This window comes from Couchioplanes azureus, from assembly GCF_014648355.1.
In the GTDB taxonomy this organism is placed as follows: Bacteria; Actinomycetota; Actinomycetes; order Mycobacteriales; family Micromonosporaceae; genus Actinoplanes; species Actinoplanes azureus.
In genome coordinates, this window is the sequence record NZ_BMQY01000001.1 from 1,487,582 (window position 1) to 1,506,685 (window position 19,104).

Sequence of the window (19,104 nt, forward strand, 5' to 3'; positions counted from 1 at the left end):
ATGCCGGTGCGCGGGCACGCCCACCCCGTCGGCTGGGCAGCGGCTGAACTCGGGCCTGCGGATGGGGTGGGCGGCTCAATGGTCTTTGAGCTGCGCCGTCCGTCACCGGGTTATGAGAAGGTCGCTCGCCGGTTCGGCCAGTACGCCCGTGGGGCTCCTGCACCGGGAGTGGGTAGGGCGGTGCGGCGGTGCGCGTTGCGTGCCGGCTGGGGCGGGCCGTGCCCACGGGGGCACTGTGGACACGGCCCGCGGTCAGGCTCAGCTGCAGGTCTGGTGCCAGCTGTGTCGGGCGACGTTGTTGTTCACGAGGGCGCCTCGGCCGTTCGTGCCGCCCAGGTTGAATCGCGGACCGTTCTCTCCGCCGCGGGCCATCTCGAACCATGCCGTCCCGACGTGCAGGCAGGCGTAGGCCGACGTGTTGGACGTGGTGTAGAAGAGCCGTACGGCGTGGCTGTAGCCGTTGTTGTGGATCGACGACGCCTTGTTGCGCATGTTGCGGCCGGTGGTTGCGCCGTGCACTCCGCAGGTGGACCAGTCGCCATCGTTGCCCTGCCACATGCAGACCTGGCCGCCACGGTTGTCTTGCTCCCAGGCGTACAGGTAGCCGTCGGGCGCGGCCATTGCCGGCGAGCTGGACACGGCGACCAGGGCGGTGGTGGCCACGGCTGCTGCGGCCAGGGTGCTGCCGAGCCGGGTCACGGCCTTCTTGGCGATGCCTTTCATATTTTTCCCTTCGTTGGTGTGGTGCTGGGTCAGCCCGCGGCCACGATGACCCGGGCCCCGGGTAGTGCTTGTTGTTGCAGCCGTTGTCCGGCTGCGACGTCCGCCCGGTACTGCGCACGGAGCCGGGCGGCGTGCTCCTGGTCCACCTGACGCGCCGTGGCCGCCAGGCCGGTCCGGTTCGCACAGGTCGCCTCCGCGACGGCCAGTGCGGTTTCCGCGGCTGGGGCGTCCGCCGGTCCGGACTGCTCCGGACCGACGTGGCGCACCAGCCGTGGGACGTTGTCGCGTGCCTGGGCCGGCGAGGCGTACGGGTGACCCCGCTCACGCATACAGCGGCTCCACCGCTGCACCGCCTTGACGAAACGGGGGTCGGCCGTCACCGCGCCCTGCCGCAGCGGGACGAGCGCGGTCATCACCGCGTTGGCGCGGACCCAGGCCGGCAGGTCGCCGTAGAGCTCCCGCTGAGCGGCCGCCCGACAACCCCTGCTGCTGGTCACCGTGGTCGGGATGCCCGGGACATCGACCAGCAGGTCGCCGTTGCGGGCGTCTCCGTTGCGCGCCAGCTGTGCCTGGGCCCGCCGGGTCGCCGGCAGCGACTCGAAGTAGCGCTCGTTGGGGTCCTTCTCCAGAGCGAGTTCGTTCAGGCGGTACAGCGTGCTTCCGTAGCCGTACTTCGCGGCCCAGCTGACGTCGTCCACGACGTAGGGAAAGTCCCGCATTTCCGGCACAGGCTTCCGAGGTACCAGGAAATAATCGAATCCCTGCCCTCGCATGCAGTCCCGGATCCGCATCTGTTCCGCCCGGTAGAGGACCTCCGTCTCCTCCTGGGTCGTGTCGCGGGTCAACTCGACCGTCTCTGGCGCCGGGATGGCGGCAGGCTTCGGTGGCGGCCCCCCGTCGGATCCGGTGCACGCCGACATCACCAGCTGAAGCGACGCCGCGATTACCGATACAGGCCACCAACTTTTCTGCCGACGCATCTGTGAAACACCCCTCCCCCGCTGTCGCGGGCCGACCGCTCTGCCGGTACGCCGAGACAGTGCTGGTCGCCTCCACAGCGGGACAAGTGATCGCCGGGCGGCAGGGATGCTGGGATGCGAAGCGGCCCCTGAGCTGGGAAGTCGTGCGAAACGTGGGACGCTTCGCGGGATGTCGCGCAGCCGGGGCGGCGACTGCGGCCGACTCGATCGGTGCACGAAGTGGACACGGCGGCGATGCCCCGGTCGCGATCGCGTCGAAGTGCTTCTCGATCCGCCGCATCAGGTTGCCGAAGGCGGGGATGCGGCTGCGCCTGACGGCGGTGCACCAGCGCTTCGGATAGGCACGGGCGTTTGCCGTATCCGTGGTGCGGTAGAGGTCGCGCAGCTGTTCCTTGAGTTCCCAGGTGCGCCAGAGCCGGTAGCGGTGCCGGCCCAGCGCAGTCAGGATGCGCCGGTGCTGCGGTCGAGCAAGCGCAAGACCAGGCGGGTAGTCGAGGGCGAGCAGCCGGCCGCCGAGGCGAGCTAAAGGCACGCTAGTGGCATGCCAGCCTGTTTCAGCCCTCTAGAACGACGGAAGCCCTGGCCGGACCATCGGTCCTGACCAGGGCTTCCGTGCGTGGAGCGGGTGACGGGAATCGAACCCGCACTGTCAGCTTGGGAAGCTGATGTTCTGCCATTGAACTACACCCGCGAGCGGCCCCACTGTACCCGATTCGCGGGCGTTGTGGCGTAGCCGCCCTGGGTAGGCGCCGGCCGGACGTGGCGCGGCCCGGCTCCCTCCAGGCCCGGCAGCGCCCCGCGAACGCAGATCGCGGTGTCCGGCCGGCGCCTACGCACTGGTGGTGGCGTGGGCAAGATCCTGGAGGAAGACGCCGGCAGTCTGCAGAGTGCCGCCCTTCTCGTGAGTGCGGGTCCGGTCCTCGCCGGTGCGAGCCTGGTCCTTGTCGGATAGGTCGGATAGAGCGGGGCGATCCTCCTCGGACTCGGACGCGCGGGTCAGGCCCTTGTCGGGTGTGTGGGGCCGGCCGCTGCTGTGCGGGGCCGGGTGCGCCGGGCGGCCGAGGCCGGCCGGCACGGTCGGGACACCGGCGCGGAGGTGGAGTCTTGCCGGTTCGGCGTGGCGTGCGGCGGCCGCGGGCGGGCTCCCTGCCGTCGGTTGGGCACGGTGGGCGGTGGCCGCGGGCGGGCAGGGTGCGATATCGGCGTCGACTGGCGGCGGGGTGGGTGCCGGCTTCGCCGGGTCGATCGTGGGTGTCGTCAGCGTCGCCCTCGTGGTCGAGGTGCCGGAGGTCGCCGGGCCCGCGGCCAGCCACTTGAGGGTGATTGGCGGGTATCGAAGAGTTGTCGCCAGGGGTAGCGCGCCGGCGGGACCGTGGCGGCGGAGCATCGCTGTCTCGATGGAGAGCTCGAACAGGCGCCAGTCGACGCGGGGTGAGGCGCGCAGGGCGTCGGCGAGGTGGTTGACCGTGGCCTGGTCGGTGACGAGGTGGGCGCGACCGGTCAGGTACGCCTCGTCGTCGCTGTCCTCCGGTGGGTAGGAGTGGAGGGCGTATCGGCCGTCGCGTTCCAGGTCGTGGCGTTTCGGCGAGTCGACGATGAAGCAGTAGAGGCCCTCGTCGGTGAGCACCGGCGAGACCGGGTGCACGCGGGGGCCGCCGTCGGGGCGGACGGTGGCGAGGTAGCCCATGCCCGGGCCGTACTGCTGGAACAGCGCACGGATGGCCGCGGCGAGGTCGGGCTCGGCGGCGGCGAATTCGGACCAGGAAGCCATGGCAACATCATATAGAACATATGTACGAGACGACCACTCGCCGCGCCGGAGAGTGCAGGTCGGTATGGTGTGCCGATGCTGCTCTCCGACCGTGACCTGGTGTCCGAGATCAAGTCGGGCAACCTCGCACTCGAGCCCTTCGAGCCGGAGCTGATGCAGCCGTCCAGCATCGACGTGCGGCTGGACCGCTACTTCCGGGTGTTCAACAACCACCTCTACACCCACATCGACCCGGCCGAGCGGCAGGACGACCTCACCGCCGAGGTCGAGGTCGGCGACGGCGAGCCGTTCGTGCTGCACCCCGGCGAGTTCGTGCTCGCGTCGACGCTCGAGGTGATCACCCTCGGCGACCAGCTCGCGGGCCGGCTGGAGGGCAAGAGCAGCCTGGGACGGCTCGGCCTGCTGACGCATTCGACGGCCGGCTTCATCGACCCGGGGTTCTCGGGGCACGTCACCCTGGAGCTGTCCAATGTGGCCAACCTGCCGATCAAGCTGTGGCCGGGCATGAAGATCGGTCAGCTCTGCATCTTCCGCCTGTCCAGCCCGGCGGAGCACCCGTACGGCTCCGCGGTCTACGGCTCCCGCTACCAGGGCCAGCGCGGGCCCACGCCCAGCCGCAGTTCGTACAACTTCCGCATCTGGCCGACCACCTGACGCCGAGGGAGACCGTGATGTACCTGATGATCTCCACGTACCTCGCCCCGCTCGACGAGGTGGACCGGGCCCGCGACGACCATCTGGCGTTCCTGGCGGGCCTGGAGGGTCGGGGCCTGGCGGTGTCGGCGGGCCGGCGGAATCCCCCGGTCGGCGGCATCGTGCTGCTCGCCGTGGACACCGAGGCCGAGGCCCGCGAGCTGATGGCCGACGACCCGTACGTGCAGCGCGGCCTGGCCGAGTACGCCGCGGAGGGATGGACGCCCGCCCGCGGGGTCCTGGCCGACTGGCGTCGTCCCGCCTGATCCTCCTGCCCGGTCGGCCGAGGGTGAGCCGTGCGCTGACCTCGTACGATGACGAAATGTTGATCGCCCTGGTCGTCGCAGTCGTGGTTCTCAGCGCGGCATTGTTGATGGTCGTGCGGCGCCGCAGCTCCGCCCCCAGCCAGGTGCGCGGAGGCGCCGGTCCGGACAGCCGCACGGCCGGGTTCGGGCACTACGACGGCGGGACGAACGGCACCTACTGAGGTGCACTGACCAGGCCCATGCTGAGGCTCATGTTGATTGCCTCGCTCGTGCAGCGGCGCAGCGGGCGCGTCCCCGGCCTGGACAGCCGGATGGTGGGCCTGAAGCACTGCGACGACACCGTCTGAGCGCAGCTCAGGCGCGGCGGGAGTGGAACTTGCCCACCTCGCCGACGATGGTGTTGATCAGCAGTGTGTTGAGCAGGACGCCGGCCGCCACGCTCAGCCACAGCATCGCGACGGCGAGCCAGCCCTCGCCGAGCAGGGCGATCGGCGCGAAGATCACGGAGACCGGAGCGGTCAGTCCGATGAGGTACACCGCCGCGAAGGACGGTTCGTGGCCGCCGGTGGCGAGGTTGGCGCCGAGCAGGACGACCGCGGCCGTCGCGACGGCGAACAGATAGCCCCGGGTGACCCAGTTGCCGAAGAAGAATCTGGTCATGCGGACCATCCTGGTGAGCCGCGTACGCCCGTTCCTGAGTAGCGCTACCTAGCCTCCACCCGGTGAGCTGCTCAGATCGACGCCGGTGAGCAGACCGCGGATGCCGAGCTCGGCGGCGACCGGCGGCGGGCACTCGTCCACGATCACGGCCGTGCCGACCACGGTCGCGCCCAGGGTGGACGCGAGGGCGTGCAGTCCCCGCGCCTGGGATCCGGTCACGGCCCAGTCGTCGACCACGAGGACCCGGTCGCCCGGGCCGATCAGGCGGGTGCGTACGCCGAGGTGCTGGGCGTCGCCGCGGTGGTCGGCCGACACCTGGGCCCAGGTCATGGGCTCGGCGATGGGCCGGCGGGCGCCGGCGCGGTACGCCTCGACGAAGCCGACCCCGAGCGCGCGTGCGACGAGCGGGCCGAGCAGGAAGCCGGTCACCTCGGGCGACACCACGACGGTCGGCCGGGCGTCCGGGAAGAGGCCCGCCAGGCCCGCGCCGAGGCCGTCGAGGATGCGGGCGTCGCGCCACCAGCCCGAGCGGTCGCTGACGAGCAGGCCGCTGCCCGGCTCGGGCTCCGTCCAGCGGAATCCGGCACGCAGAAGATCACGCAGGTCCGATGCCACGCGGACATGGTGTCACCGCGGTGCGCCGGCCGGACCACCGAGTGGACAGAACCCGGTCAGACTAGGGGTCAACTTGATGCAGCCGCCGGTCTGGATCAGGCATGCTGTTCGGCGTACCCATGCCTAAGTTGCCGTCGGGCCGTCGCCCGCTCAGTCCCGGATCCCGCGCCGGTCTCGGCGCGGCCCTCGTGCTGCTCGCCGCGGTGTCGGGGTTGGAACTGGCGGACGGCAAGGAGGCCAATTTCGTCGGACTCTTCGCGGCGGTGCCGTTCCTCGCGGCCGTCTTCGCGTACTGGCGGGCGGTGCTCGCGGTGGGCGGCCTCGCCACCGTCGCCGGCCTGATCTTCGCGACCGCGAACGGCTCGTTCGGCTCGGTCGGCATGATCAACGTGCTCGGGCTGGTGCTGGCCACCGGCATCGCCGCCACGGTGGCGACCATCCGGCAGCGGCAGGCCGCCCGGATCGCCGAGCTGCTGCGGCTGGCCGCGGTGGCCCAGCAGGCGGTGCTGCGCCCACTGGGTCCGAAGGTCGGCGCGCTGGCGGTCGCGGGCCGCTACATCTCGGCGTCGGCCGCCGCGGACATCGGTGGAGATCTCTACGAGGCCCTCGACACACCGTACGGGGTCCGCATCATCATCGGCGACGTCCGGGGCAAGGGCCTCGACGCGGTACGGCTCGCCAGCATCGTCCTGGGTTCGTACCGGCACGTCGCGTACGAGCGGGCCGACCTGCGTGCCATCGTCACCGACCTGGACCGGGCGGTGGCCCGCAGCGTCGGCGACGAGGACTTCGTGACCGCCGCCCTGGTCGAGGAGCGCGGCGGCACGCTGACCATCGTCAACTGTGGACACCCGGCCCCGTTGCTCCTGCGCCGCGGGCAGGTCATCGCCCTCGAGCCGCCGGCGCCCGCACCCCCGCTGGGTTTCATGCCGGTCGCTCAGCCCCGGGTGGAGCGCCTGGAGCCGGGTGACCGGTTGCTGCTTTTCACCGACGGCCTGGGCGAGGCCCGCCGCGACGGTGAGTTCTTCCCGACGGCCGACCGGGCCTGGCGGCTGCTGGGGCACGGTACGGTCGGCGACGGCCTGGCCTCGCTGGAGACCGCCCTCGTCGACTGGGTGCACGGGCAGCTGGACGACGACATCGCCCTGGTGCTGCTCGAGTACGCCGGTTCCGACGGCGGGCCGGCCGTACCGATGCCCAGCTGGGAGGTGGGCGCGGCCGGCAGCTAGCCGGCCCGCGACGCCTACTTGCCGGAGGTTTCCTCGACGCGTGCCGGCGGCGTGGCGGCCGGCTTCGCGTCGGCGTCGCTCGCGGGGCTCGCCGGGCTCACCGGGCCGGGAACCACCGGGCTCACCGGGCCGGGAATCGCCGGGCTGACCTGGCCGGGAGCCGCGGGGCCGGGAGTCGCCGGGCGCAGCGGGCCGGGAATGACCGCGACCGCCGCGCGGGCGGGGACCGGCTCGGGCTGCCGGTGCCGTCCGACGTAGTGGCGGGGCTGGTCGGCCTGGCGCGGCTCGGGAATAAGGCTCTTGATCGTGGTGAACATTAAGACCTCCCCGGGTCTGTGTACGTCCTGCGCGTACACCGGGAGCAACGACGCGGCGCAGGCGTCGATACGTCCCTGTGATGCCACGGCCTGCCAAATGCCCGAACGGCTGTCAGCCCTGCCACCCGATCGGAGACGTTTGACCCCCAAGTCGACGGACAGGGAGCCGGTCAGCTCATTCCGGGCCCTCGTCACCCGATTGATCGGCAGTGACTTGTCGGAGCTACCGATGGGTAATACAGTGGTGGTTACTGACGGGTAACTCGCGTCCGGAGAGCGGGGCCAAGAACACATGACTCACTACAAGAGCAATCTGCGCGACCTGGAGTTCAACCTCTTCGAGGTCTTCGGGGCGGATCGTGCCTTCGGTCAGGCGCCGTTCGACGGCATCGACGCCGACACCGCACGCGACGTGCTGGCGGAGGTGAACCGGCTCGCCCGCGAGGACCTCGCGGCCAGCTACACCGACGCGGACCGCAACCCCCCGAAGTTCGACCCGGCGACTCACACCGCGCCGCTGCCCGAGTCGTTCAAGAAGTCGTACGCCGCTTTCATGGCGTCCGAGTTCTGGCGCCTCGACCTCCCCGAGCACCTCGGCGGCACCTTCGCCCCGCGGACGCTCTGGTGGGCCATCGCCGAGCAGATTCTCGGCGCCAACGCCCCCATCTGGATGTACTCCTCCGGTCCCTCCTTCGCGCACGTCGTCGAGGTCGAGGGCACCGAGGAGCAGAAGAAGTGGGCGAAGATCTTCGTCGACAAGCAGTGGGGCTCGACGATGGTGCTGACCGAGCCCGACGCGGGCTCCGACGTCGGCGCCGGCCGGGCCCGGGCCATCCCGCAGCCCGACGGCTCGTGGCACCTCGAGGGTGTCAAGCGCTTCATCACCTCGGGTGAGCACGACCTCAGCGACAACATCATCCACTACGTGCTCGCCCGTCCCGTGGGCGTCGAGGGCGTCGGCGGCCCGGGCACCAAGGGGCTGTCGCTGTTCATCGTGCCGAAGTACCACTTCGACCCGGAGACCGGCGAGCTGGGCGAGCGCAACGGCATCTACGCCACGAACGTCGAGCACAAGATGGGCCTCAAGGTCTCGAACACGTGCGAGATCACGATGGGCGAGCACGGCACCCCGGCCAAGGGCTGGCTGCTCGGCGAGGTGCACGACGGCATCCGCCAGATGTTCATGATCATCGAGTACGCCCGGATGATGGTCGGCACGAAGGCCATCGCCACGCTCTCGACGGGTTACCTGAACGCGCTGGAGTACGCGAAGAACCGCGTCCAGGGCGCCGACCTGACCGAGAACTCGAACAAGGCCGCCCCGCGCGTCACGATCACCCACCACCCCGACGTACGCCGCTCGCTGATGCTGCAGAAGTCGTACGCGGAGGGCCTGCGCTCCCTGGTGATCTACACCGCCACCTGGCAGGACAAGGTCGCCATCGCGCAGGCGGCGGGCGACGAGAAGGCCGCCAAGGCGGCGGCCCGGGTCAACGACTTCCTGCTCCCGCTGGTCAAGGGCGTGGGCTCGGAGCGGGCGTACGAGCTGCTCGGCCACGAGTCGCTGCAGACCTTCGGTGGCTCCGGCTTCCTGCAGGACTACCCGCTCGAGCAGTACGTCCGCGACGCCAAGATCGACACTCTGTACGAGGGCACCACCGCGATCCAGAGCCTCGACCTGATCTTCCGCAAGATCGTGAAGGACAACGGCCGGGCGCTCGCCACGGTCGCCTCCGAGATGCAGGAGTTCATCGAGAGCGAGGCCGGCAACGGTCAGCTCAAGGAGGAGCGGCTGGCGCTGGGCAAGGCGCTCGGCGAGCTCCAGGCGATCCTCGGCGTGCAGATGGGCTGGCTGCAGGCGGTCCAGGGCGGCGAGACCCGCGAGCTGTACAAGGTCGGCCTGACCTCGCGGCGGGTGCTGCTGGCGCTCGGCGACGTGATCGTCTCCTGGCTGCTGCTGCGCGGCGCCGACGTGGCGCTGCAGAAGCTCGGCACCGAGCTGAGCGCGTCGGACAAGTCCTTCTACGAGGGCAAGGTCGCCGCGGCCCGGTTCTTCACCCGGGAGATCCTGCCCCGGATCGGCGCCGACCGCCGGATCATCGAGAACACGACGCTCGACCTGATGGACCTCCCGGAAGAGGCCTTCTGAGCTTCGCTCTCCCCTGAGGGCGACCGACGCTTCGCTCTCTCCTGAAGACGGAAAACCGGCGGACAAGGATGTCCGCCGGTTTTTCGTCTGCTCAGCCGCGGGCGGTGTGCGTCGTCACCAGCGGCATCGAGCCCGGCTCGGTGGCCGACCACGAGCCCTCCGCCCGGTGCACGGCGAGTCCGGAGGTCGACAGGCCCTCGCGCAGCGACGTCGCGCCGTCCGCGAGCAGGATGGACACATCGGACACCGTGGGGTTGTGCCCCACCACCAGCACGGTGCCGATCGAGTCCGGAACGGCCCGCAGCAGGTCGATCACCTCGGTGCGCCCGCCCGCGTAGAGGCCGTCCTCGTAGCGGACCTCCGGCGCCGGCGCTTCCGGGTCGGCCTGGCCCAGGGCCACCGCCACGCAGTGCCACGTCTGCCGGGTACGCGTCGCCGAGGAGCACAACACGAGCCCGGGGCGCAGGCCCTCCGCGGCCAGCCACGCGCCCGCCGCACCGGCGTCCGCCCGGCCGCGACCGGTCAGTTGGCGTGCGAAGTCGGTCAGCTCACCGGGCGGTTCCGCCTTGGCGTGGCGCATCAGGACGAGAGTGCGTGCGGTCATGGGGAAGAGCATGACTGATTGAGCGCCGCGCCGTTTGGGTAGACACCCTGATCGACAAATTGCCGCGGCTCGGAGCGGCAGCACGAGCCAGGGAGGTCCAGATGGGCATCGGCGGAAGCCTCTTTCTCCTGGCGCTGGGGGCGATCCTCGCGTTCGCCGTCAACGCCGAGGTCAGCGGTCTCGACATCAACGTGGTCGGCTATGTGCTGATGCTGGCCGGTCTGATCGGTCTGGCCGTCACGATCTGGTACTGGAACAGCCGGCGCCGGCCCACCACCGTGGTCGAACAGCGTCCGGTGGTGCGCGGCGACGGCCAGGTGGTCGAGGAGTACCACCAGACCACGCGGCACCAGCCCCCGCCGCCGCCGTCGTACGGTGCGTGATCGCCCCTGAGCCTGACCGCGTTTACGCGTAGAGGGCGAAGTAGATGGCGATGTGGTGGCAGATCGCCGCGACCAGCGTGCAGGCGTGGAAGAACTCGTGGTGGCCGAAGACGGCCGGCCACGGGTTCGGCCTGCGTAGTGCGTAGAACACCGCGCCGGCGCTGTAGATGAGGCCGCCGGTGGCGAGCAGGACCAGATCGGCGATGCCCCCGTTGCGGGCGATGTCCGGCAGGATCGCCACCGCGCCCCAGCCGAGGGCCAGATAAAGCGGCGCACCCACCCAGCGGGGCAGGTGCGGCCAGATGCTCTTGAGAGCGACGCCTCCGACGGCGCCGGCCCAGATCAGGCTCAGCATCACCGTGTCCTTCCCGCCGTTGAGCAGCAGGATGCAGAACGGCGTGTAGGTCCCCGCGATGAAAATGAAGATCATCGAGTGGTCCAGCCGCCGCATGATCTGGTAGCCGCGCTCGCTCCAGATCCGGCGGTGGTACAGCGCGCTGATGCCGAACAGCCCGCACACGGTCAGGCTGTAGACGAGGCAGCTCAGGAAGGGCGACAGCCCCGGCCGCGAGGCGGCGATCGAGCACAGCACGACGCCGCAGACGAGTGCGACGTAGAACGCGTACTGGTGCAACCGGCCGCGCATCCGCGGCTTGCCGAGGTCGGCCGGCTTCATCCGGAACGGAGTCGAAGTCGTCACGCCATCCAGGCTACGGCACCGTAGGTTACTGGCAAGTAGGCGTCGCATGGCGGGCGGCTTGCGGCCGCCCTACCAGCGCCGGGCCGAGGCTCAGGCGTCCAGGCCGCGCAGGATCAGCGGCAGGCGACCGGGGCCGGCCGGGTCGAGGACGATCGGCACGCCCCAGTCCTGGCGGGTGAGATGGCAGGCGGCGTGCTCGACATCGGCATCGCACGTGGCGGCCTGCGCGACAACCTGCAGGATCCCCTTGGGTACGGCCGGGTTCAGCACCAGCCGCCGGGAGAGGTCGGTGCCGGTGCCCTCGCCCTCCAGCAGCAGTTCCGGCGGCGCCGCCGAGACGACCAGCCGCGTCGACGGCCCGTAGGTGGTGTCGAGCTTCTGACCCGGCGCCGGTGTGAAGACCACGTCCAGCGTGACCTCACCCGGCGCGAGCGGCGACGGCGGCCGCTCGGTGCGGTGACGCTCACCCTCGACGGTCCTGACCGTGCCCGGCGCCAGGCGGACGAGGCGGTGCGCCCCCGACTCGACCACGAACACGTCCCCGGCGCGGGTGACGAGGACGTCGCTCGGCTCGGCCAGTCCGGAATCAACTGTGGACATCTCATCGGTCGCCGGGTCGTAGCGGCGTACGGCACCGTTGTAGGTGTCCGCGACCAGCACCGACCCGTCCGGGAGCGCGCCGACACCCAGCGGGTGCTGCAACAGCGCCTCCTTGCCGACGCCGTCGACGTGACCGAAATCGAAGAGGCCCTGACCGACCGCGGTGTGCAGCTCGCCGGCCTCGACCCAGCGCAGCGCCGACGTCTCGCTGTCGGCGATCCAGAGCTTCTCCCCGTACGCGGACAAGCCGGACGGTTGCGCCATCCACACGTCCGGGATCGGGCCGTCGCGCAGCGACTCGACCGTCGTGCCGGCGTAGACGCCCGTGGTGCCGGTCTCCGGGTCGAACCACCAGAGCTGGTGGATGCCGGCCATCGCGATGACGACCCGGCCGGAGAACCAGGCGACGTCCCACGGCGAGGAGAGCGAGACCCCGTCGTCGTCGGCGGACCGCCACTGACGGCCGGTGCCGGCGAGCGTCCGTACCTCGCCGGTCTCCAGGTCCAAGCCGCGGAGCAGATGGTTGACGGTGTCCGCGACGACCACGGTCCGGCCGTCGGGCAGCAGGCAGAGCCCCTGGGGTTCGGAGAAGCTCGCCCGGTCGGCCGGGCCGTCGGCGCGGCCGCGTTCGCCGGTGCCGATCCGGCGCACCAGGGCGTCGCCGTCCGGCGTGAGCTCGGCGAGCGAGTGCCGGGCCGAGTCGGAGACCAGCAGGTTGCCGCTGGGCAGCTCGATGACCTTGCCGGGGAACCGCAGCAGCGTGTCGTCCGCGGGCGGGGCGACGTACGGACCGTCGCCGCGGCGCAGGGTGCCCTTGGCCTCGTGGGTGGCGATCAGCTCGTCGAGCAGCCGGCTCAGCCCCTCGGCGTGGCCTTCGCCGGCCATCGAGGCGACGACGTACCCCTCCGGATCGATGACGCTCAGGGTGGGCCAGGCCTTCGCGGCGTACTGCTGCCACATCACCATGTCGGCGTCGTCGAGGACGGGGTGGTGCACGCCGTACCGCTCCACGGCAGCGGCGAGGGCGGCCGGGTCGCGCTCGTGCTCGAACTTCGGCGAGTGCACCCCGATGACGACGAGAGCGTCGCCGTACCTGTCCTCCAGGGGCCGCAGCTCGTCGAGCACGTGCAGGCAGTTGATGCAGCAGAAGGTCCAGAAGTCGAGCACGACGACCCGCCCCCGAAGGTCGGCGAGCGTCAACTCCTTGCCACCGGTGTTCAGCCAGCCTCGGCCCCGAAACTCGGGCGCCCGCACGCGCGCAGTCATGATCCCATCGTGCCTGACGGCGGCCGCCCGGCCGGCCCCGAACACAGTGGGGCTCGGCACACGGCCGCGGTCAGCCCCGGCGCTTCAGGCAGAGGACCTGGGTCTTGTCGCCGGTCGGGTTCAGCACGTAGGGCTGGCCCGGGTCCGAGCACTTCTCCTTCGCGTCGACGATGGCCGTCACCTCGTACGCCTCGGCGTCACTGCACTTGGCGGTCACGGCCTCGGCACCGTCCCGCTTGACGCAGTCGCCGGTGCTCACGGAGAAACCGCCGGTGTCCGAACCCCGGGCGATCAGCCACGTGATGCCGAACGTCAGCCCGACCAGCAGACCGGCGCCGAGAATGACACCGAGAAGGACCGGCAGCATCCGTACGTGCGTCGTCTCGGGCTTGGCCGCCTCGGTGGCCGGCACATCCGGCTGGAACGAGTTGAACCGGTCCTGGTCGGCCTCGTTCTCCCCGGTGCCCGGCCAGCTGGCCGTCGACTCGGGGTCGGGCGGCATGACCGTGGCCCGGCTGGCCGCGCTCGGGAAAGCGCTGCCCGGCTGCTGCCGGTCCCCGAAAGGCTGCGTCGGATCCGCCCCCGGCCGTTCCCCGAAGGGCTGCGCCGGGCCCGACCCCGGCCGTTCCCCGAAGGGCTGCATCGAATCTGTCCCCGGCCGCTCGCCGAAAAGCTGCGTGGCGTCGGCCGCGGGGCGTTCCCCGAAGGGGTGCGTGGCGTCGGATGCCGGGCGTTCCCCGAAGGGCTGGACGGGACTCGGCGCGGCGTAGGCCGCCTGCGGCCGTTCGCCGAAGGGCTGCGTGGGATTCTGAGGCCGAGCGGAGTAGGGCTGTTCCGGCCCGTGTCCACGGCCCGCGACATCGGTCGTGTGCTCGCTGTAGTCCTGCGAAGTGATGCCGGCGGCGGGACTTCCCGGCATTCCCGCTACGGCTCCGGGCCTTTCGGACTGTCCGGGCTGATCGGAGTGTCCGGGCCGATCCGGCTGCCCGGGCCGATCGGACTGTCCGGGCCGATCGGACTGTCCGGGCCGGCCGCGGCCCGCGATGTCCGTCGTGAACTCGCTGAACGCCGTGGCGCTGGGGACATCCTGAGCGCCGCCCACTGGTGAACCGGGGGCCGGCGATCCCGGAGCCGGCGGGAACGGCTGGCCCGGGGGCGAAACCCGGGCACTGGCCGAGGCGCGTCCCGCTACCCGGCCGGACGCGTCCGCGCCGGAGACGGGAGCCGCGCCGAACGGGCCGTCGGCGGGCGAAGTGTGCTCCGGCATTCCCGACGACGGGGTGCCGTAGGTGCCGGGCTGGGCCGGTGGAGGGCTGAAGCGGTCCGGCGCCGGCTCTTCGAAGCCACCCGAGGCGGGACCGTCGCCGCTGCTGCCGAAGGGGCGGTCGTCGCTGGTGTTGCCGAACGGCCGGTCCCCGCTGTGGAACGGGCGGTCGTCGCTCGTGCCGAAGGGGCCGCCCTCGGGGGTCTTGCCGAAGTCGCCGCCGACCGGGCGGGGGCCGCCGGCCGGGTCGAAGCCGGATCCGGACGCCGGCGGGGTGCCGAACTCCCGTGCGGCAGGTGAGCCGGAGGTGGGCCGGGCGCCGAAGGGGCCCTCGTCCGCCGGGGAGCCGGAGGTGGGTCGGGGGCCGAAGGGATTGTCTGTGGCCGGGGAACCGGTGGCAGGTCGGGCGCCGAAGGGGCCGTCGTCTGCCGGGGAGCCGGTCGCGGGCCGGGGGCCGAAGAGGCCCTCGCCGGCCGTGGCGGGCCGGGGGCCGAAGGGCCCCTCCGTGGGTGGCGTGCCGAACGTGCTCGGCGAGGCCGCACCGTCATCCGCGCCGGACGCCGGGCGAGTGCCGTAGAGGTGTTGACCCTCGGGATCGTCCGAGCCGGCGCTGCCCGAGGCGGGTGCGGTGCCGAAGCTGTCGCTTGCCGGGGATGCGTCGTCGCGGTCGCCCGGGTTGTCCTGCTCGGGTGCCGGTGCGGGCCGTCCGTAGACGCGCGACTGTGCCACGGGCGCCGGCGGAATCTCGTCCGGCTCCACCGGTGCGACACGGCTGGCTACCGGCACGGATGCGCTCGCGGACACCGGACGTGCCGAACCCTTGGCCGGAGTGGTGCGTTCCGCGCCAGCCTCGGCGGCGCCGCCAGGACGCTCGGCGGAGTCGCGGGGCTGCGGCACCGGCGCGGCCTCGCGGCCCTGCGGCGGCAGGGCCGAGTCGCGGGTTTGCGGCGGCAGGGCTGACTCGCGGGTTTGCGGCGGCAGGGCTGACTCGCGGGTTTGCGGCGGCAGGGCCGACTCGCGGGGCTGCGGCGGCAGGGCCGACTCGCGGGGCTGCGGCATGAACGCGGAGTTGCGCGGTTCGGGTGCCGGTGCGGAGGTGCGGGACTCCAAAGCCGATGCGGAGTCGCGGGGCTCGGTCGCGACCGGGCCGGCGCCGGGGGTCAAGGACGCGCCGCGTACGCGTTGCGGGTAGCTGGGGGTGTCGGGGCGGCCCGCGTCCGGTGACTCGAAGGAAGCCCCGGGAACGCGCTGGGGGAATCCGCTCCCGTTCTCCGGCCGGTCGGTCCGGCGGAGAGACGTGTCCTCCCCGGGGGTGTCGAACGGCTGGCGTGCGGCTTCCGGGGGCGACGAGAACGACGGAGCACGTTCCTCTCGGCGGCCGAAGCTTCCTGTGTCGCCCGAGGAACTGCCTCGCAGCGGGAAGCTTGCGCCTTCGGGCGCTTGGCCGCGTACGGGAAAACCGGCGCTCTCGGGTGACCCGGCGCGGCCTGGACCGTTGCTCTGGGGCGGCGTGCCCTCCGGAAGGTCGGTCAGCGTGGCGCCGGGGACGCGGACGCGCTGATCACCGAAGGCGGAGACGCCCGGCGGCCGCCCGGACGACTGCTGATCGTCGGTCGCCGGGGGGAAGCGCCGGGGCGCGTCGGCGGGCGGGTTCGCCGCGGACCGCACGGGGGTGAAGCCGTTGAACTCGCCGACCGGGCCGGCGAGCGGACCTCCCGCGACGCCGGGGGAGCGCTGGGGAAGCTGACCGCCCTGTGCCTGACGGTACGGGTGCGGCTCGAACGGATTGGCCTCGCGGGACGGCTGTGCGGATGGCGGCGGCGCCCATGCCGAGTGCTGCTCGGCCTGGCCGGACGGGCTCTGCGGGGCGGCCGGCGGGAACGCGCCGGGCGGCTGCGGGGCGGCCGGCGGGAACACGCCGGGCGGCTGCGGGGCGGGCGGCTGCTGGCCGGAGCCGCGCGGCGCCTGGGAGTTGCGGGTGGGCAGGGCCGGGTCGGACGCCTGCGGCATGTCCCGCGCGGATCCCGGCGGGGAAGCGAACTGGGCGGCTCCGGGGCCGAACACCGGACCCTGTGCCGCCGGGGGCTGCCCGGCCGGGGGCACCGCGGGAACCACGAACGGTGAGCCGCCGTTCGGCGTGGCGTGCGGCGGCGGCGCGTACGCACTGGGCAACGAGTCCTGGGCGTGCGGATACGACGGCCCGGCTTCGGGCGCGCCGGGTTGCGCGCCGGCCGGCGGGAATGCGCCGGGCTGGGAAGCTGCCGGCGGGAACGTGCCGGGCTGGGAAGCTGCCGGCGGGAACGTGCCCGGCGGGGACACGTCCGGCGGGAAGCCGGCGGGCAGGGAGGCATCCGGCGGGAAGGCTCCCGCGGGGAGGCCGTCGGTGCCGAACGGCTCGGTGCCGCCGCCCGACGTGGCCCCCGGCTGGCGACCGGCTTGCTGGCCCTCGGACGTCATATCCGCCTCCTCCATGACTGTCGGCCGTGCCACCCTACGCACGGACGCGGCCGACTTGTAGAGCTGGGCGTGACCCCGGCCGTCGCCCCGGCCGGCCGAGCCCGGGCGGATGACCGTGCCCAACCGTACCGGTCGCGGACGACTGCCGGAATCCCGGTGTACGCCGTCCGGAGCGCGTCACGTGCCGGGAGACCACCGAACGTGATCATGCACACGCCGATCGGCGGCGGCGCCGCGGGTTCGGAGGATTGTCCTAAGAGTCGGATTCATCCTGGGGGAATGTGGCTCACCGCCGGCGTCCTATCAGGAGGCACGTGCGCTGCCGGCGGTCGGGCCTTGACCGTTATCGCCCGTCCACGAGCCGGGATGCGACAAAGCCCCGACCGGCAAGCCGGTCGGGGCTTTGTGCGCGTCTCCGATCTGCGAGGCGATCGGAGACGCTGTGGGTTGGGACGGAGGTTGTCCCACTGAGGGCGCACCTCCCGCTGGCGGGCGGGAAGGCGGCCCGGAGTCGGGCGGTCGGGTCGTCCGGTCGAGCGAGCGACGAGCGGACGGCCCGGAGCCGGGCGGACGGGCGGTCCCGGACGCGAGCGGACGGAGACCGGGCGTCGACGCCCGACGGGATCAGAAGACGCGCTGCTGCGCGAAGATGGCGATCTCGTTACGCATGGACTGCGTCGGGGCCGCCCGCCACGCCCGGTCGATGGCACGGGCCTCGCGCTTGGCGAGCCGGCGGCTACGAATGCGGTCGAGGGTGCTCATGACGGTTTCATCTCCCCTGGCCTTGTGGGCCTCGTCGGTGGTCGCCTGTGGTCCGGCGCTGAATCCATTTAACCGCGCCGGACCGCAGGCTGCCAACGAATCATGGGGTGATCCCGCTTACCCACCTAAGAATCTAAGGTGGGGTGGTCGCCCTGCCGAATAACTACGTCCAGGAGAGAAGCGCGCCCTCCGGGTCCTCCAGGAAGCTGCCGATGTCGCGCAGGAACTTGGAGCCGAGCTCGCCGTCCACGATTCGGTGGTCGAACGAGAGACCCAGCGTGGTGACCTGACGGATCTTGATCTTCCCCTTGTGCACCCACGGCATCGGGCGGATCGCCCCGAAGCAGAGGATCGCCGACTCGCCGGGCGGCAGGATCGGCGTGCCCGTGTCGACGCCGAAGACCCCGACATTGGTGATGGAGAAGGTGCCACCGGACATGTCGGCAGGCGGCGTCTTGCCCGACTTGGCCACCTGCACCAGGCCGTTCAGCTCCTCGGCCAGTTCCCGCAGGGTGAGCCGGCCGGCGTCCTTGACGTTCGGCACGATCAGCCCGCGGGGCGTCGCGGCGGCGATCCCGAGGTTGACGTAGTCCTTGACGACGATCTCGTTGGTCTGGCCCGACCAGGTCGAGTTGATCATCGGGTGACGCTTGATGGCCAGCAGCACGGCCTTGGCCACGAAGAGCAGCGGAGAGACCCGCACGTCGCGGAACTCGGGCCGGCTCTTGAGCCGCTCCAGCGACTTCATCGACCGGGTCACGTCGACGGTGAGGAACTCCGTGACGTGCGGTGCGGTGAACGCCGACGCCACCATGTTCTCGGCCGTGAGCTTCCGGACGCCCTTGATCGGGATCCGCTGTTCGCGCGAGGCGTCGAACACCGCCGGCGCCGCCGTCACCGTCGCCGCCGCACCGTTGACGGGCGCGGCAGCCGCGGAAGAAGCGGCCGCGGCGTGCACGTCATCGCGCGTGACCGACCCCAGCGGACCGGTTCCGACCAGCGAGAACAGGTCGACCCCGAGGTCCTTGGCGAGCTTGCGCACGGGCGGCTTGGCGAGCACAGGCCCACCGGCGCGCCCAGCGCCCATCGGAGCCGGAGCCACGGGAGCCGGAGCCACCGGAGCCGGAGCCACGGGAGCCGGAGCCACCGGAGCGGGCGCCACCGGAGCCGGTGTGACGGCAGCGGAAGCGGCCGTACCCGTGCGGGCCCGGCGCTTGGCGGTCACCGTGCGCGGGCCGTACCCGACCAGCACCGCCGTGCGACCGCCCGGAGCCGGACCACCGATGAGACCGGGCTCGACCGCGCCCTCCTCGGGCGCGACCTCCACCGCGGCCAGCGACTCGGCCGACGGCTCCGGCATGGTCGGCCCGGCGGCCGGGCCGGACCCGGACGCGTCCTCGGGCAGCGGGCCCGCGGAGGGATCGGTGTCGATCGCGACGATCGGCGCGCCGACCTCCACGGTCGTTCCCGCCTCGTGGAAGATGCGGGTCACGACCCCGCCCCACTTGGCCGGGATCTCGACCGCGGCCTTGGCCGTCTCGACCTCGACGATCGGCTGGTTCAGCTCGATCGTGTCGCCGACCTTGACCAGCCAGGCGAGGATCTCGCCCTCGGTCAGGCCCTCGCCGAGGTCGGGCAGGGTGAATTCCTTGATTCGCGACATCG

17 protein-coding genes, 1 tRNA gene and 2 pseudogenes are annotated in these 19,104 nt (G+C 71.9%); 6 read left to right on the forward strand and 14 right to left on the reverse strand.

All coding sequences use genetic code 11. From position 1 onward, the window contains the following. Positions 1–258: 258 nt before the first annotated feature. From IEY99_RS06825 to IEY99_RS06845, 5 genes and pseudogenes are all read right to left on the reverse strand, one after another. On the reverse strand, positions 259–723 hold the full coding sequence (locus IEY99_RS06825; RefSeq protein ID WP_189200270.1) for a peptidase inhibitor family I36 protein: 465 nt from the start codon (positions 721–723) through the stop codon (positions 259–261). A 29-nt stretch (positions 724–752) separates the two neighbouring features. Continuing rightward, complete coding sequence (locus IEY99_RS34050) at positions 753–1,442, reverse strand: hypothetical protein (RefSeq protein ID WP_229798182.1); 690 nt, start codon at positions 1,440–1,442, stop codon at positions 753–755. A 514-nt stretch (positions 1,443–1,956) separates the two neighbouring features. After that, positions 1,957–2,235: pseudogene (locus tag IEY99_RS35235) on the reverse strand (transposase); the annotation flags it as partial. Between the two features lie 85 nt (positions 2,236–2,320). Continuing rightward, a tRNA-Gly gene (locus IEY99_RS06840) sits at positions 2,321–2,394 on the reverse strand. Positions 2,395–2,925: 531 nt separating this feature from the next. Then, positions 2,926–3,474, reverse strand: a pseudogene (locus IEY99_RS06845) (pyridoxamine 5'-phosphate oxidase family protein); the annotation flags it as partial. Positions 3,475–3,549: 75 nt separating this feature from the next. On the opposite strand from IEY99_RS06845, the gene dcd reads away from it, so the two are divergent. From dcd to IEY99_RS06860, 3 genes are read left to right on the forward strand one after another with little or no spacing between them, the layout of a single operon-like run. Beyond that, positions 3,550–4,128 carry a dCTP deaminase gene (gene dcd, locus IEY99_RS06850; RefSeq protein ID WP_189200276.1) on the forward strand — a complete coding sequence of 193 codons (579 nt, stop codon included), beginning with the start codon at positions 3,550–3,552 and terminating at the stop codon, positions 4,126–4,128. A gap of 17 nt (positions 4,129–4,145) precedes the next feature. Next, a complete protein-coding gene (locus IEY99_RS06855; protein WP_189200277.1) occupies positions 4,146–4,433 on the forward strand; it encodes a YciI family protein in 288 nt (95 codons plus the stop codon). Between the two features lie 56 nt (positions 4,434–4,489). After that, positions 4,490–4,654 (forward strand): hypothetical protein, encoded by a 165-nt coding sequence (locus IEY99_RS06860; RefSeq protein WP_189200279.1) that lies wholly within the window; start codon positions 4,490–4,492, stop codon positions 4,652–4,654. A gap of 133 nt (positions 4,655–4,787) precedes the next feature. Here IEY99_RS06860 and IEY99_RS06865 read toward each other — a convergent pair whose 3' ends face one another. Together IEY99_RS06865 and IEY99_RS06870 are read right to left on the reverse strand one after the other, a co-directional pair. Further along, positions 4,788–5,093 (reverse strand): SCO4225 family membrane protein, encoded by a 306-nt coding sequence (locus IEY99_RS06865; RefSeq protein WP_189200281.1) that lies wholly within the window; start codon positions 5,091–5,093, stop codon positions 4,788–4,790. A gap of 48 nt (positions 5,094–5,141) precedes the next feature. Continuing rightward, positions 5,142–5,708: a phosphoribosyltransferase gene (locus IEY99_RS06870; RefSeq protein ID WP_189200282.1), complete on the reverse strand. Its 567-nt coding sequence runs from the start codon at positions 5,706–5,708 to the stop codon at positions 5,142–5,144. Between the two features lie 101 nt (positions 5,709–5,809). On the opposite strand from IEY99_RS06870, the gene IEY99_RS06875 reads away from it, so the two are divergent. Further along, positions 5,810–6,937 carry a PP2C family protein-serine/threonine phosphatase gene (locus tag IEY99_RS06875; RefSeq protein ID WP_189200284.1) on the forward strand — a complete coding sequence of 376 codons (1,128 nt, stop codon included), beginning with the start codon at positions 5,810–5,812 and terminating at the stop codon, positions 6,935–6,937. Between the two features lie 14 nt (positions 6,938–6,951). Here the strand turns inward: IEY99_RS06875 and IEY99_RS06880 are convergent, their stop codons facing one another. Next, a complete protein-coding gene (locus IEY99_RS06880) occupies positions 6,952–7,254 on the reverse strand; it encodes a hypothetical protein (RefSeq protein WP_189200286.1) in 303 nt (100 codons plus the stop codon). Positions 7,255–7,546: 292 nt separating this feature from the next. Here IEY99_RS06880 and IEY99_RS06885 point away from each other — a divergent pair, with 292 nt between their 5' ends. Beyond that, positions 7,547–9,403 carry an acyl-CoA dehydrogenase gene (locus IEY99_RS06885; RefSeq protein WP_189200288.1) on the forward strand — a complete coding sequence of 619 codons (1,857 nt, stop codon included), beginning with the start codon at positions 7,547–7,549 and terminating at the stop codon, positions 9,401–9,403. A gap of 91 nt (positions 9,404–9,494) precedes the next feature. Here the strand turns inward: IEY99_RS06885 and IEY99_RS06890 are convergent, their stop codons facing one another. Then, the gene (locus IEY99_RS06890) at positions 9,495–10,007 is read right to left on the reverse strand and encodes a SixA phosphatase family protein (RefSeq protein WP_189200290.1); all 513 of its coding nucleotides are present in this window, start codon (positions 10,005–10,007) and stop codon (positions 9,495–9,497) included. A 101-nt stretch (positions 10,008–10,108) separates the two neighbouring features. Between IEY99_RS06890 and IEY99_RS06895 the strand changes: the two genes are divergently transcribed. Continuing rightward, positions 10,109–10,390, forward strand: a complete 282-nt coding sequence (locus tag IEY99_RS06895) for a DUF6458 family protein (RefSeq protein ID WP_189200293.1) — start codon at positions 10,109–10,111, stop codon at positions 10,388–10,390. Positions 10,391–10,412: 22 nt separating this feature from the next. Here the strand turns inward: IEY99_RS06895 and trhA are convergent, their stop codons facing one another. The 5 genes from trhA to IEY99_RS06920 all read right to left on the reverse strand — a co-directional run bounded on the left by trhA (position 10,413) and on the right by IEY99_RS06920 (position 19,102). Continuing rightward, positions 10,413–11,090: a PAQR family membrane homeostasis protein TrhA gene (trhA, locus tag IEY99_RS06900; RefSeq protein ID WP_189200295.1), complete on the reverse strand. Its 678-nt coding sequence runs from the start codon at positions 11,088–11,090 to the stop codon at positions 10,413–10,415. A 90-nt stretch (positions 11,091–11,180) separates the two neighbouring features. Then, on the reverse strand, positions 11,181–12,959 hold the full coding sequence (locus tag IEY99_RS06905) for an NHL domain-containing thioredoxin family protein (protein ID WP_189200736.1): 1,779 nt from the start codon (positions 12,957–12,959) through the stop codon (positions 11,181–11,183). A gap of 67 nt (positions 12,960–13,026) precedes the next feature. Beyond that, entirely contained in the window at positions 13,027–16,677 is a 3,651-nt protein-coding gene (locus IEY99_RS06910; protein WP_189200297.1) for an LppU/SCO3897 family protein, read from the reverse strand. A 624-nt stretch (positions 16,678–17,301) separates the two neighbouring features. Continuing rightward, entirely contained in the window at positions 17,302–17,439 is a 138-nt protein-coding gene (locus IEY99_RS06915; protein ID WP_189200299.1) for a hypothetical protein, read from the reverse strand. A 163-nt stretch (positions 17,440–17,602) separates the two neighbouring features. After that, the gene (locus IEY99_RS06920) at positions 17,603–19,102 is read right to left on the reverse strand and encodes a dihydrolipoamide acetyltransferase family protein (RefSeq protein ID WP_189200301.1); all 1,500 of its coding nucleotides are present in this window, start codon (positions 19,100–19,102) and stop codon (positions 17,603–17,605) included. Between the last annotated feature and the right edge of the window lie 2 nt (positions 19,103–19,104).

Excerpts from the sequence above, each read along its gene's own strand:
- IEY99_RS06875 (WP_189200284.1), top strand. The coding sequence starts at position 5,810 with ATGCTGTTCGGCGTACCCATGCCTAAGTTGCCGTCGGGCCGTCGCCCG.
- IEY99_RS06860 (WP_189200279.1), top strand. The coding sequence starts at position 4,490 with ATGTTGATCGCCCTGGTCGTCGCAGTCGTGGTTCTCAGCGCGGCATTG.
- IEY99_RS06855 (WP_189200277.1), top strand. The coding sequence starts at position 4,146 with ATGTACCTGATGATCTCCACGTACCTCGCCCCGCTCGACGAGGTGGAC.
- IEY99_RS06895 (WP_189200293.1), top strand. The coding sequence starts at position 10,109 with ATGGGCATCGGCGGAAGCCTCTTTCTCCTGGCGCTGGGGGCGATCCTC.
- IEY99_RS06890 (WP_189200290.1), bottom strand. The coding sequence starts at position 10,007 with ATGACCGCACGCACTCTCGTCCTGATGCGCCACGCCAAGGCGGAACCG.
- IEY99_RS34050 (WP_229798182.1), bottom strand. The coding sequence starts at position 1,442 with ATGCGGGACTTTCCCTACGTCGTGGACGACGTCAGCTGGGCCGCGAAG.
- IEY99_RS06825 (WP_189200270.1), bottom strand. The coding sequence starts at position 723 with ATGAAAGGCATCGCCAAGAAGGCCGTGACCCGGCTCGGCAGCACCCTG.
- IEY99_RS06915 (WP_189200299.1), bottom strand. The coding sequence starts at position 17,439 with ATGAGCACCCTCGACCGCATTCGTAGCCGCCGGCTCGCCAAGCGCGAG.
- IEY99_RS06885 (WP_189200288.1), top strand. The coding sequence starts at position 7,547 with ATGACTCACTACAAGAGCAATCTGCGCGACCTGGAGTTCAACCTCTTC.
- dcd (WP_189200276.1), top strand. The coding sequence starts at position 3,550 with ATGCTGCTCTCCGACCGTGACCTGGTGTCCGAGATCAAGTCGGGCAAC.
- IEY99_RS06865 (WP_189200281.1), bottom strand. The coding sequence starts at position 5,093 with ATGACCAGATTCTTCTTCGGCAACTGGGTCACCCGGGGCTATCTGTTC.
- IEY99_RS06880 (WP_189200286.1), bottom strand. The coding sequence starts at position 7,254 with ATGTTCACCACGATCAAGAGCCTTATTCCCGAGCCGCGCCAGGCCGAC.
- IEY99_RS06920 (WP_189200301.1), bottom strand. The coding sequence starts at position 19,102 with ATGTCGCGAATCAAGGAATTCACCCTGCCCGACCTCGGCGAGGGCCTG.
- IEY99_RS06910 (WP_189200297.1), bottom strand. The coding sequence starts at position 16,677 with ATGACGTCCGAGGGCCAGCAAGCCGGTCGCCAGCCGGGGGCCACGTCG.